The following is a 12,441-nucleotide window of genomic DNA, read 5'->3' on the forward strand; positions in this document are numbered from 1 at the left end:
TTACGCGAGGAAGTTTATCGCGGCAAGACTATTCTTGTGCGCCGCAGCATCCAAAGCAAAATTAGTTGTATTTTTTAGAAAGGCATCACATCCCAAAGTAATTTGAGCGCGGCCAGCAGTCCTAATCCATACGCCAGCGGATAAAACACCTCCGGCTTCAATCGCCGCACGATCACGGCGCCGGCCATGGTTGCCACAAGGGCGACCGGCAGGAGCGTCAGCGAAATCGACAGGTTTTTCGTGTCGAGTGCGCCAAGCGCCACATAGGGAATGACCTTGATGGCGTTGACCAGCGCAAAAAACCGCACACTGGCGCCCGTATACGCCTTGGGGTCAAGCCGCAGCGGCAGCGCATAGATCTGGAACGGCGGGCCGCCGGCATGGGCCACGAAACTGCCATAGCCACAGAGCGTGCCCCAGAACAGTGCAGGCCCGGTGCGATGGCCGGCAGGGGCGGGCAGTTCGCCCTTGCTCGGGCCGTAGACCTGATAGAAATAACGCAGGGCAAACAGGATCATCGAGACGGCGATGACGAAGCGCAGCACATCCGGCGGCACATAAGCCGATGTCGCCCAGCCGAGCGCCACGCCCACCATGCCACCGGGCAGGAAGGCAAGCAGCAGCTTGCGGTCGTTATGCTTGCGCCAGGCGTAGAGCGCCACCATGTCCATCACGATGAGGATCGGCAGGAAGATGGCGGCTGCATCGACGGGGCTGACGACCAGCGCCATCAGCGGCACGCCGATCAGCGCGAACGCACCGCCAAGGCCGCCCTTGGAAAGGCCGACCAACGCAACAGCCGGGACGGCTGCGGCAAAAAAGGTGAGACTGGGGAGAGCAAAGCCGAGCATGGAGCGCCAGGGGGCAAGTCTAGGGTGTTGATCGGAAGGCCGGACCGGTCTATCGGACTTAGGACGGGATGACGAGCCCCAAACCGGATCGAGCCTGCATTTTAAGACATGCAGTCGGTCAAGGCGCCGCAGACCCATAGACACAGACATGATATTGGCCAGATCCCCGGCCAGAGACCTGCCAGATTGGACACGCCATGACACTTCCGGAAGACCGCTGCCGCCTCGTGCTGATCGTGCCCGATGCTGAAGACGATGCAGCTCTTTCCGAAAAGCTGGAGCATGCCTTGCGCGGCGGCGACGTGGCCTCGGTCATCGTGCCGCAATACGGCCTGGACGAGGTGTCCTTCCAGAAGCGCGCGGAAAAGCTGGTGGCCATCGTCCAGGAAGCTGGCGCTGCTGCCCTTGTTGCCGGCGACAGCCGGGTTGCCGGTCGCGCCAAGGCGGACGGTCTCCACATTGTCGGCAAGGTCGAGGAGCTGGCAGAGGCGATTGAAAAATTCACGCCGAAGATGATCGTCGGCGCGGGCTCCGCCGCCGACCGTCACACGGCGCTGGAAGTGGGCGAGGCGCGTCCCGATTACATCTTTTTCGGCAAGCTCGACGGCGATATCAAGCCGGATGCCCATCCGAAGAACCTGGCGCTTGGCGAATGGTGGGCCTCGATGGTGGAGATCCCCTGCATCGTGATGGGCGGCACCGATATCGCCTCCGTGCTGCAGGTGGCCGAAACCGGCGCCGAGTTTGTCGCCCTTCGCTTGGCCGTTTTCGATCATCCGGCGGGCACTGCGGCCGCAATCTCTGAAATCAACGCACTGTTGGACGAAAAAGCGCCACGGTTTGACGCTTGAAGATCGGCATGCGCCTCAGATCCCGCCTGCTCATCGCCCCCGCCGTTTTTCTCGCCTGCCTGGCCGGCGGGCAGGAAGGGGTGCGCCCGGCGCAGGCGCAAGGATCAGAGCGCGCGGTCACCCGCCCCGTACCTGAAGGCGCCGATCTTCTGCGCAAGGCGCCGGCTGCCGCCGGGGATGCCGCAAAAGAGAAGGATGCCGGCAATGGTGCCGCAGCCGGTGCGACCGGTGACAAGGCTGCCCGCCCCGGCGATGACCCTTACCCGTCCTCCGGTGTGACGCTTTACCAGCGTATGGGCACGGCCCTTCCTCCGGTTCCTCCGGAAAAACCCTACAAGGGCCCAATTGACGAGGCCTACGGCGCCTATCAGCGCGGTCTTTATGTGACGGCTCTGAACAAGGCCCTGCCGCGCGCCGAGGCCGGCGATGCCGCCGCCCAGACGCTGGTGGCGGAAATGATGACCCGCGGCCTTGGCATTGTTCATGATCCCAAGGGCGCTGCCTTCTGGTACAGCGAGGCGGCGAAACGCGGCGATCCGGCAGCTATGTTCCAGTATGCGCTTCTCCTGATGGAGGGACGCAATGTCGAGCGCGACAAGACGAAGGCCGACGATTACATGCGCCGCGCCGCAGATGCCGGCAACGCATCGGCCCAGTTCAACTGGGGCCAGATCCTGGTTGCCGACAATCCCGGCGAAAAAGGCCTGAAGCTGGCTCTGCCGTTTTACGAAAAGTCCGGCGAGCAGGGCGTGGCCGATGCGCAATATGCGGTGTCCCAGCTTTATGAGGCGATCAAGGACATTGCGCCGGAAAAGAAGGCAAAGGCCCGCGAATGGCTGATCCGCGCCGCAAAGGCCGGGTATGACACCGCCCAGCTCGATGCCGGCATCTGGTTCGTCAATGGTGTGGGCGGCCCGCGCGACTACGACAAGGGTTTCGAATGGCTGCGGATTGCTGCCACCCGCGGCAATGTGGTGGCGCAGAACAAGCTTGCGCATCTCTACATCAACGCGCTCGGCACCCGCCCCAACCCGGTCGAAGCGGCCAAATGGTATGTTCTGTCTCGCCGCGCCGGCCTTGCTGATCCCGTTCTCGAGGACTTCTATCTCGGCATCAACGAGGACCAGCAGAAGCAGGCGATCGATGCCGCAAACCGTTTCCGGCGCGGCTGAACCGGCGCCTTTGCTGCCGGCCGTTCACCGTAATGCCATCCATTGCGGCCTTATCCGGTCGCGTCACTTGAATTATCCCCGGTTTTGTGGTTCTGAACGCGCCTATTCATAAAAGTTCAGATCGACGTTCGTTCCTGTTCGACAGGGACACCCGCCCTATACCCGCAAGGAACCCCCAATGGCTCGTTCAGCCCTTCTCAATGTCATGGTTCAGTCCGCCATCAAGGCCGGCAAGTCATTGTCTCGCGATTTCGGCGAAGTGCAGAACCTCCAGGTATCGGTGAAGGGGCCGGGCGATTTCGTCTCGCAGGCGGATATGAAGGCCGAGAAGATCGTCCATGACGAGCTGATGAAATCGCGCCCCACCTATGGTTTCCTCGGCGAAGAGGGTGAAGAGGAAAAGGGCACCGACGGTGCGCATCGCTGGATTGTCGATCCGCTCGATGGCACGACCAACTTCCTGCACGGCATTCCGCAGTTTGCCGTCTCCATCGCGCTGGAGCGTAATGGCGAAGTGGTGGCCGGCGTGATCTTCAACCCGGCAACCGATGAGCTGTTCACCGCTGAAAAGGGCGGCGGCGCATTTCTGAACGATCGCCGCATCCGCGTTGGCGCCCGCCGCGTTCTGTCCGATTGCGTCATCGGGTGCGGTGTCCCCAATCTCGGTCGCGGCAACCACGGCAAGTTCCTGGTGGAACTGCGCCATGTGATGGGCGAAGTGGCCGGCGTTCGCCGCTTCGGTGCGCCCTCGCTCGATCTTGCCTATGTGGCGGCCGGTCGTCTCGATGGTTTCTGGGAAGTCGGCCTTGCCCCCTGGGACATGGCAGCCGGCCTTATCCTCATTCGCGAAGCCGGTGGCTTCATCAGCGATTTCAAGGGCGGCAACGACATGATGGACGAGGGAAGTGTGGTGGCCGGCAACGAGCTGATCCAGAAGCAGCTTCTCGAGGTCAGCAACCGCCCGGTGCCGACCCGCTGATCGCGTATTCATCCGTTACAGGGTGAATGAAAGATGAAAGCCTTGGGCATTGCGTCGATTTCCGAGTGCCCATCACTTCAATTCGTCTCATTTTTGCACTAGCTTCCGCCGCGTTGTAATGCGGAGAGGTTGCGTGCACCATGGCGAATGAGACCCTCGGGGATGTGAACGGTTCGGAATTGGCACCCCGCTCACAGGGCTACAAGCTTTCAAACCCGGTGCCGTTCCTTTGGACCATGATGATCTTCCTGATCATCATCGGCTTCATTGCGGCCATCCTCTATCGGCAGGCCCATACGGCCTTCATGACCAATCCGGGCCTGAACGGCCTGATCCTCGGCGTTCTCGCCATCGGCGTGATCCTGATCTTCGTGCAGGTCGCGGGCCTTATTCCGGAAGTGCGCTGGTTCAACTCGTTCCGCGCCGCCGGAAGCGCCGACCGCGTCGGGCGCGATCCGCGGCTTCTGGCGCCGATGCGCTCGCTTCTCGGGCGAAGCCAGCGGCTGGCGCTTTCCACCAACATGCTGCGCTCCATCCTTGATTCGATCGGAACCCGGCTCGACGAATCACGCGATATCTCGCGTTATCTGATTGGACTTCTCGTCTTTCTCGGCCTGCTCGGCACCTTCTGGGGCTTGATCGGCACGATTGGCTCGATCAGCGAGGTCATCCAGAGCCTCGATCCCAGCTCCGGCAACAACAACGATATCCTGACGGCGCTGAAAAGCGGGCTGACGGCACCGCTTTCCGGCATGGGCACGGCGTTTTCCTCCTCGCTGCTCGGCCTCTCCGGTTCGCTGATTCTCGGTTTTCTCGATCTGCAGGCCGGCCGCGCCCAGAACCGGTTTTATACGGAGCTGGAAAACTGGCTGTCATCGGTCACCGAAGTCGGTGGCGAATTGCCGGTCGCTGGCGTGCCCGCCGCCGATGGCTCGGCCGAAGAGCTGCGTCGCGTTGCTGACCAGTTGCGCAAGCTGATCGCTGCACAGTCCAAGACCGAAACGGCCCAGAACGAACGGTCGTTGGCCGCCATGAACAGCCTTGCCGAGGGCATTCAGGGCCTCGTCAAGAACATGCGCAACGAACAGCAGATGCTGCGCGACTGGATCGAGGCGCAGCAGGAAGAATCGAAAGCCATGCGCCGCACGCTCGACCGCCTGTCCGACAAGATCGGGGGGAAATAAGCGATGGCCCTTGGCCGCAACCGCCGGCGTGAACGCAGCGTCGATTATTGGCCCGGTTTCGTCGATGCCCTGTCGACGCTGCTTTTGGCCATCATGTTTCTGCTCACGGTGTTCGTGCTGGCGCAGTTCATTCTCGGCCGCGAGATTTCCGGCCGCGACACGGTGCTGAACCAGTTGAACAGCCAGATCGCCGAACTGACAGAGCTTTTGGCGCTGGAAAAGAGCGGCAAGCAGGATGTCGAGGATACGCTTGCCAATCTCCAGGCGTCGCTGTCGCAATCGGAAAGCGAACGCTCCCGCCTTCAGGCGCTTCTGGAACGCGGTGCCGGCTCCAGCGATGCCGCCAATGCCCGCGTCGGCGCGCTCACCGACCAGCTTTCCAAGGAACAGCAGGCCAGCGCCCGCGCCATGAGCCAGGTGGAACTGCTCAACCAGCAGATTGCCGCACTGCGGGCCCAGATCGCTGCCGTGGAACAGGCGCTGCAGGCGTCTGAGGCCAAGGACCAGTCGTCGCAGGCGCGCATTTCCGATCTCGGTCGCCGCCTCAACGTCGCACTTGCCCAGCGCGTGCAGGAGTTGAACCGTTATCGGTCGGACTTCTTCGGCCGCCTGCGCGAAATCCTCTCCGACCGGCAGAACATCCGCATCGTCGGAGACCGTTTCGTCTTCCAGTCGGAAGTGCTGTTTCCTGTCGGCGGCGCCGATCTGGATGATGCCGGCCGCGCCGAAATGGACAAGCTCGCCACCGCAATCCTGGAACTGGCGCAAGAGATTCCGCCGGAGATCAACTGGGTGCTGCGCGTCGACGGCCATACGGACAACGCGCCTCTATCCGGCTCCGGCCGTTACCGCGACAACTGGGAGCTTTCCTCTGCCCGCGCCACGTCGGTGGTCAAATACCTGATTTCCAAGGGTGTTGCTGCCAACCGGTTGGTCGCCGCAGGTTTTGGTGAATATCAGCCGATTGCCGAGGGTGACACGCCGGATGTCCGTTCCCAGAACCGGCGTATCGAGTTGAAGCTGACGGAGCGGTAATCCGCTCCGTCCTCTTGCAGGGTCACAAAAAGATCAATCCATCTGCACGTTGGCGTTTTTCACCACGGGCGTCCATTTGGCGATTTCGACTTTCACATGGGTCGCAAGCTCTTCCGGGGATGAGGCGACGATGGTGGCGCTGAATTCCTTCATGCGCTCCGCCACGGCCGGATCGGCCATCGCCACCTTGGCGGCGGCATTCAGCCGGGCAACGATTGGCTGCGGCGTCTTGGCCGGCGCAAAGAGCGCGTTCCACGTATAGGTCTCGTAGCCTGGAATGCCGGATTCGGCGATGGTCGGCACATCCGGGAAGGAGGGCGCCCGCTGCGGCGTGGTGACCGCCAGTGCCCTCAGCGTGCCGGCCTTGATATGGCCGGAGGAGGAGGGCAGGTTGTCGAACATGATCGGCACCTGGTTGCCGATCACATCGTTCAGCGCCGGGCCTGAGCCCTTGTAGGGCACATGCTGCATGCTGACGCCGGCCATGATCTTGAACAATTCGCCCGACAGATGCAGCGGCGTGCCATTGCCGGAAGACGCATAGGCATATTTGTCCGGATTGGCCTTCAGGAGCGCCAGCAGTTCCGCCACCGTCTTTGCCGGCAATTGCGGATTGACCACCAGCACGTTCGGCACGACGACAAGCAGCGAAACCGGCGCAAAATCCTTTTCCGCATCGTAGGGTTTCTGCTTCAGGATCAGCGGATTGAGCGCGTGGGTGGCAACGGTGCCCATGAGAATCGTATAGCCATCAGCTTGCGCATTCGCGACGTTTCCGGCCCCCAGGCTGCCGCCGGCACCGGCGACATTCTGTACGACGACCTGCTGGCCAAGATCCGTGGACATGCGCTGTGCGATGATGCGCGCCACGACATCGGTGGATCCGCCGGCCGCAAAGGGCACGACGAGGGTAATCACACGCTCGGGATATTCCGCGCGTGCAGAGCCGGCCGCCAGCAGTCCGGCAAACACGGCGGCTGCGGCGATGGATTTAAACAGTGACATGGAAACTCCTCCCAGAGATGACGACATGCTGTCATCTCACAATGGAGGTAAAATGCGCCGCGCACAACGTCCCGGTGCAGGGATGTGCAGAATGTCTGTTTCGGTCGGTCCGGGGGCCGTGCTGACCCCCGTTATCGAGCCATGGGTTTATTGCGCGGCGATAAAACCTTCCATGCCGGCATCGAATTGCAGCCGCGCAAGGCTTGCATAAAGCCCGCCACGGGCCACCAGCTGGCTGTGGGTGCCTTCCTCGACAATGCGCCCGCCATCCATCACCAGAATGCGGTCGGCCTTCAGCACGGTTGCCAGACGGTGGGCGATGACGATGGTGGTGCGGTCCTGCATCAACCCGTCGAGCGCCTTCTGCACCAGCGTTTCGCTTTCGGCATCGAGTGCCGAGGTTGCCTCATCGAGGAGCAGAACCGGTGCATCCTTGAGGATCGCGCGGGCAATGGCGATACGCTGGCGCTGGCCGCCGGAGAGCGTCACGCCGCGTTCGCCGGCCATGGTGTCATAACCGTTGTCGAGGCGGGTGATGAACTCGTCCGCCTGGGCGGCAATGGCGGCCTCACGCACCGCTTCGCGGCTGGCATTCGGCAGGCCGAACGCGATGTTGTCGTGGATCGTTGCGGCAAAGATGGTGACATCCTGCGGCACGATGGCAAGGCGGGCGCGCAGATCGGCAAGTTTTGCCTGGCGAAGATCGACGCCATCAAGCCGGATTGCGCCGCCCGTCGGGTCGTAGAACCGCATGAGGAGCGACAGAACCGTGCTTTTGCCGGCACCGGACGGGCCGACGATGGCAACTGTTTCGCCGGCGCGAACCCTGAAGGACAGGTGCTCCAGCGTTACGCCGTTCACGCGAGACGGATAGGTAAAGGAGAGGTCGTCGAAGTCCACCTCGCCGCGCACCGGCATCGGCAGGCTGACGGGGTTTGCCGGTTCGCGGATCGCCGGTTCCTCGCGCAGCAGTTCGGTCAGCCGTTCGGCAGCACCACCGGCTTGCGAAAGCTCACCCCAGACTTCCGACAGCTGCCCGAGCGAGCTTGCGGCAATCACCGAATAAAGCACGAACTGGCCAAGCGTGCCGGCGCTCATGGTGCCCGCGAGCACGCTCTGGGCGCCATACCAGAGGACGCCGACAATGCTGCCGAAGATGAGGAGAATGGCAAAGCCCGTCAGCAGCGCGCGGGAACGTATGGCCGAACGGGCGGCCTGATAGGCCTGTTCGACGGCGCTTTCATAGCGGGCAGAGGACGCCTTTTCAGCGCCGAAGGCCTGCACGGTGCGCGTGGCGGCAATGGTTTCGGAGGCAAAGGCCGAGGTTGCGGCCAGCGTATCCTGTGCGGCGCGCGAGCGGCCCCGGACGGAGCGGCCAAAGCCGACCAGCGGAAACACGATGAGCGGAATGGCGCCCAGCACCAGCGCCGACAGTTTTGGGCTGGTGAGGATCATCATGCCCATGGCGCCGAGACAGAGAATGGTGTTGCGCAGCGCCTGCGAGGCGGCAGATCCGAAGGCGGATTTGATCTGGGTCGTATCCGCTGTCAGCCGCGAGACGATCTCGCCGGACTGGTTGACGTCGAAGAACGACGGCGACAAAGCCGTGACGCGCGAAAACACCTCATTGCGCAGATCCGCCACCACGCGCTCGCCGATGGTGATGACATAATAATAGCGCATGGCGCTGGAGATCGCGAGAAGCGCGGCCAGCCCCAGCAGCATGCCGAAATAGCTGTTGATGAAGGTGCCGTCGGAGGCTGCAAAACCGTGGTCTATCATGCGCCGCACGGCAAGCGGCAAGGCAAGCGTGGTCGCGGCCGCCAGCGTCAGAAAGGCGCAGGCCGCCAGCACCATCGGCTTGTAACGGAGTACGTATGGGGCGAGCCGCAGAAGGGGTTGCGGCGAACGGCGTTTCTTGTCGATGGTGGTCTGACTATCGCTCACGATGGCCCCGTATTTTGGCCCGTTAACTCTCGGGCGCGGGTACTTGTGCTTTTGGAGACCTTCCTGTATAGGCTCCGCATCGAATTGGGAAGCCGTGGCCGGATCGGTCTACGGCTTCATTTATGGGATAGGGTCTCTCGCTGCAATTGCGACATATAGACCCCGCACACAGGAAGAGTGTCATGAAGGCCAACATCCATCCGGAATACCACAAGATCAAGGTCGTCATGACTGACGGCGAAGAATACGAAACCTTCTCCACCTGGGGTTCGGAAGGTCAGGTCATGAACCTCGAAATCGATTCCAAGTCGCACCCGGCCTGGACCGGCGGCAACCAGCAGCTGATGGACCGCGGTGGCCGCGTTTCCAAGTTCAACAAGCGCTTCGGCGGCCTCGGCCTCTGATCCCCTCATCGGGCCTTGTCCCGGTGCGGTTGACGTGATGTATTTGAAACCGTCCGGGGAATGTTCTTCGGGCGGTTTTTCACGTTTTATCCCTCACTCTTCTGTGGCTGTCTTCGCCGGCAGCCGGCTTTTTCGTGTTTCGAGGTTCTGATGTTGCCCTTTTCCCGTCTCGTTGCGTGCGCCTTCCTGTCCGCCGGTCTTCTCTCCGCCGGCACATCCTCTGCTATCAGCGGTCAGGCGCGGTTTCTCATGGATGCGCAGACGGGCAAGGTGCTCGAATCGGATCACGCCGACGAGCTGAACTATCCGGCATCGCTCACCAAGATGATGACGCTTTACCTCACCTTCGAGGCCCTGCATCAGGGCCGTCTCGCCTGGGACCAGAAGGTGGTGATGTCGGAAAATGCCAATAACAAGGAGCCTTTCAAGTTTGCCGTCGGCGCCGGTCGCACGATCACCGTGCGCGAGGCGGTGCTGGGCATGGTGGTGCTTTCGGCCAATGATGCGGCCGTGCTGATGGGCGAAACGCTTGGCGGCTCCGAGGCAGGCTTTGGTGTGCTGATGACGCAGAAGGCGCATCAGCTGGGCATGTCGAAAACCGTGTTCTGTAATCCGGCCGGCCTTCCCGATCCTGAGCAGGTGACGACGGCTGAAGACATGGCCAAGCTCGGGCTGGCGCTGATGCGTGATTATCCGGAGGAGTTCAAGCTCTTCTCCAACCGCACCATCACCTTTCGCGGCATGAAGCTGCGCGGCCATAACGGCGTGTTGAACGCCTATCCCGGCGCAAGCGGCATCAAGACCGGTTATACGGATGCCTCCGGTTATAACCTCGTCACCTCGGTGGATCGCGCCGGCCATCATCTGGTCGGCGTCGTGCTGGGCGGCAAGAGCGCGCATGAGCGCGATGCGGACATGATGGCGATGATGGACCGGCACCTGCCGGCCGTTCTTCCAGCGGCTCCGGTTGCCACCAAGGCACCGTCCAGCAAGACGGTGGCGGTCGAAACGACAAAGCCCAAGACCTGAGAGGGAAGGGCAGCGTCCCTCTCTAACCGTTGATCGACAGAATCAAAAAAGCGGGCAAAGCCCGCTTTTTCGTCTGTCGTATAGGTCCGGCGATGGATCAGCTGGTGAACGCGGTGCGCAACAGATCGAGCTGGGCGCGGACGCTGTTTTCGTTGTCGGGAACGATCGTGTCGTTCGGACGGTAGATTTCGCGGTCGAGCAGAGCGACGCGGTTCTGCAGGCGCAGCGAGCGTTCGACGAGATCGCGGAAGGATTCCGGCAGGTCACCCCAGCCCGGTGCCATGCGGTCGACGTTGAAGCCGTCGAGGCGCACCTTGCTCTTTTCCGACAGAACCTGGTCATGGCTCATTTCGCCATTGTTGACGGCGCGCTGCAGGAGCAGCCACGATGCCATCTGCATCAGGCGGGTCGTCAGGCGCATTGACTCGGCAGCGTAAAGAACTGTGGCAAGGCGCGGCAGCACTTTTGAAGCAGCGCGGCCGGGGCCATCGAGATAGGCCGCGGTTTCTTCCACCAGCGACATGCCCTCGGCATACAGAGCTTTGAACTGCGACGAGTTAGCGGCGCGGCCTGCGAAACTGACGGTATTCAATACCTGTTCTGACATCGAGATTATCCTGCTAACGCATTCACTTGTTCAGGCAATGACGGAAGCGGGCAAAAAGTTCCGCGCCCCGTCGTTCATGCCGTGAAGATGATACCACTAGCCGAAATCCGCAAGCCAATTCTTAAGGAAGGGTTAATTCCCACAGTTTACACAGGCTTGCAAAAAAAAGAGCCGCAAAAGCGGCTCTCAAGGTAAAACAGGGAGAAATCAGACCAATTCACCGACTGGAGAAACCGTCTGCGTCCGGCAGAACCGAACATGCCGATCATCAACGAAAATGCTTAATATACATTTAAACTTCGCTCTGGTTGAACCCCAGCGGTAACACTTCCCGCGAGTGGCGTTCACTTGCGAAACAGGTTTTCGGCGGCCTTCAGCCCGGTTTCCTTGGCAGCCCTTGCTGTCTTCAGACGTTCGATTTCCGCGTGAAGAAGGGGGCCACCCGCTCGTCCAGTTCCTGAACCGACAGCAGCGAAAGGTCCGAGCCGATCTCGTGTTTCGAGGGCTTTTTGGGGCGGTCGTCGTCAAACAGGCTCATGAAAAACCTCGCGTCAGCGCCAGAACTCCGGAATGGTTTCGGAAAGCCGCGGGCCGATGCGCAGCGGCGCGATCTTTTCCGCAAGGCCCGTCGTATCGGATATTTCAACGCCGACGCCGCAGATGGTGGCGGGGCCGCTTGCCGCTTCGAAACGGCCCTTTGGCATTTTCGAGATGAAGCGGTTAAGCGGTTCTTCCTTTTCCATGCCAAGCGAGGAATCGTAATCGCCGCACATGCCGGCATCCGACATATAGGCGGTTCCGCCGTTCAGGATCTGGTGGTCGGCGGTGGGCACATGGGTGTGTGTACCCACGACAAAGCTTGCCCTGCCATCGACGAAATGGCCGAAACACTGCTTTTCGCTGGTGGCTTCCGCGTGGAAATCGAAGATGATCGCGTCGGCCTGTTCCTTCAGCGGGCAGGCGGCAAGGATGGCTTCGGCGCTCTTGAAGGGGTCGTCCAGCTCCGGGTGCATGAAGACGCGGCCCATGACATTGGCCACCAGCACGCGCGCGCCGTTCCTGGCGTAGAAGATGCCGGAGCCGCGGCCGGGCGTGCCTGCTGGATAATTGGCCGGGCGCAAAAACTGGTCGTGGCGCCCTGCAAAGCTGACCGCTTCCTTCTGGTCCCACACGTGGTTACCGGTGGTCACCACGTCTGCGCCGGCATTGACGGTTTCCAGAAAGATGTCCTCGGTAATGCCAAAGCCGCCGGCGGCATTTTCGCCGTTGACGATGACGAAATCGAGTTTGAGGTCGGAGACGAGGCCGGGCAGGCGATCCCATACGGCCGTGCGGCCCGTCTTGCCTACCATGTCACCGAGAAAAAGAAGTCGCATG

General features: G+C 61.6%; 12 protein-coding genes and 1 pseudogene. 7 read left to right on the forward strand and 6 right to left on the reverse strand.

Features of this window, described 5'->3' with window-relative positions:
• Nucleotides 1–74 precede the first annotated feature (74 nt).
• Nucleotides 75–851, reverse strand: coding sequence for a sulfite exporter TauE/SafE family protein (locus AC4CWF_RS04440; protein ID WP_491283930.1), 777 nt, complete (start codon nucleotides 849–851; stop codon nucleotides 75–77).
• A 197-nt stretch (nucleotides 852–1,048) separates the two neighbouring features.
• On the opposite strand from AC4CWF_RS04440, the gene AC4CWF_RS04445 reads away from it, so the two are divergent.
• The 5 genes from AC4CWF_RS04445 (at nucleotide 1,049) to AC4CWF_RS04465 (ending at nucleotide 6,072) form a co-directional block, all read left to right on the forward strand.
• Entirely contained in the window at nucleotides 1,049–1,702 is a 654-nt protein-coding gene (locus AC4CWF_RS04445; protein WP_491283931.1) for a thiamine phosphate synthase, read from the forward strand.
• Nucleotides 1,703–1,710: 8 nt separating this feature from the next.
• On the forward strand, nucleotides 1,711–2,874 hold the full coding sequence (locus tag AC4CWF_RS04450) for a tetratricopeptide repeat protein (RefSeq protein ID WP_491283932.1): 1,164 nt from the start codon (nucleotides 1,711–1,713) through the stop codon (nucleotides 2,872–2,874).
• Nucleotides 2,875–3,052: 178 nt separating this feature from the next.
• Nucleotides 3,053–3,853 (forward strand): inositol monophosphatase family protein, encoded by an 801-nt coding sequence (locus tag AC4CWF_RS04455; protein ID WP_491283933.1) that lies wholly within the window; start codon nucleotides 3,053–3,055, stop codon nucleotides 3,851–3,853.
• Between the two features lie 140 nt (nucleotides 3,854–3,993).
• The gene (locus tag AC4CWF_RS04460; protein WP_491283934.1) at nucleotides 3,994–5,037 is read left to right on the forward strand and encodes a flagellar motor protein MotA; all 1,044 of its coding nucleotides are present in this window, start codon (nucleotides 3,994–3,996) and stop codon (nucleotides 5,035–5,037) included.
• Nucleotides 5,038–5,040: 3 nt separating this feature from the next.
• Nucleotides 5,041–6,072 (forward strand): peptidoglycan -binding protein, encoded by a 1,032-nt coding sequence (locus AC4CWF_RS04465; RefSeq protein ID WP_491283935.1) that lies wholly within the window; start codon nucleotides 5,041–5,043, stop codon nucleotides 6,070–6,072.
• Nucleotides 6,073–6,105: 33 nt separating this feature from the next.
• On the opposite strand, the gene AC4CWF_RS04470 is transcribed toward AC4CWF_RS04465, so the two are convergent.
• Nucleotides 6,106–7,077, reverse strand: a complete 972-nt coding sequence (locus tag AC4CWF_RS04470; protein ID WP_491283936.1) for a Bug family tripartite tricarboxylate transporter substrate binding protein — start codon at nucleotides 7,075–7,077, stop codon at nucleotides 6,106–6,108.
• Nucleotides 7,078–7,224: 147 nt separating this feature from the next.
• Nucleotides 7,225–9,024: an ABC transporter transmembrane domain-containing protein gene (locus AC4CWF_RS04475; RefSeq protein WP_491283937.1), complete on the reverse strand. Its 1,800-nt coding sequence runs from the start codon at nucleotides 9,022–9,024 to the stop codon at nucleotides 7,225–7,227.
• A 182-nt stretch (nucleotides 9,025–9,206) separates the two neighbouring features.
• Between AC4CWF_RS04475 and rpmE the strand changes: the two genes are divergently transcribed.
• Both rpmE and AC4CWF_RS04485 read left to right on the forward strand, forming a co-directional pair.
• Nucleotides 9,207–9,428 carry a 50S ribosomal protein L31 gene (gene rpmE / locus AC4CWF_RS04480; protein WP_491283938.1) on the forward strand — a complete coding sequence of 74 codons (222 nt, stop codon included), beginning with the start codon at nucleotides 9,207–9,209 and terminating at the stop codon, nucleotides 9,426–9,428.
• Between the two features lie 150 nt (nucleotides 9,429–9,578).
• Nucleotides 9,579–10,457: a D-alanyl-D-alanine carboxypeptidase family protein gene (locus tag AC4CWF_RS04485; protein ID WP_491283939.1), complete on the forward strand. Its 879-nt coding sequence runs from the start codon at nucleotides 9,579–9,581 to the stop codon at nucleotides 10,455–10,457.
• 97 nt (nucleotides 10,458–10,554) lie between these two features.
• Here AC4CWF_RS04485 and rcdA read toward each other — a convergent pair whose 3' ends face one another.
• From rcdA to AC4CWF_RS04500, 3 genes and pseudogenes are all read right to left on the reverse strand, one after another.
• On the reverse strand, nucleotides 10,555–11,064 hold the full coding sequence (gene rcdA, locus AC4CWF_RS04490; RefSeq protein WP_491283940.1) for a protease adaptor protein RcdA: 510 nt from the start codon (nucleotides 11,062–11,064) through the stop codon (nucleotides 10,555–10,557).
• 344 nt (nucleotides 11,065–11,408) lie between these two features.
• Nucleotides 11,409–11,602, reverse strand: a pseudogene (locus AC4CWF_RS04495) (DUF1192 domain-containing protein).
• A 13-nt stretch (nucleotides 11,603–11,615) separates the two neighbouring features.
• The gene (locus AC4CWF_RS04500; protein ID WP_491283941.1) at nucleotides 11,616–12,440 is read right to left on the reverse strand and encodes a TIGR00282 family metallophosphoesterase; all 825 of its coding nucleotides are present in this window, start codon (nucleotides 12,438–12,440) and stop codon (nucleotides 11,616–11,618) included.
• Between the last annotated feature and the right edge of the window lies 1 nt (nucleotide 12,441).

This window comes from Neorhizobium sp. PAMB6630 (genome assembly GCF_058242775.1).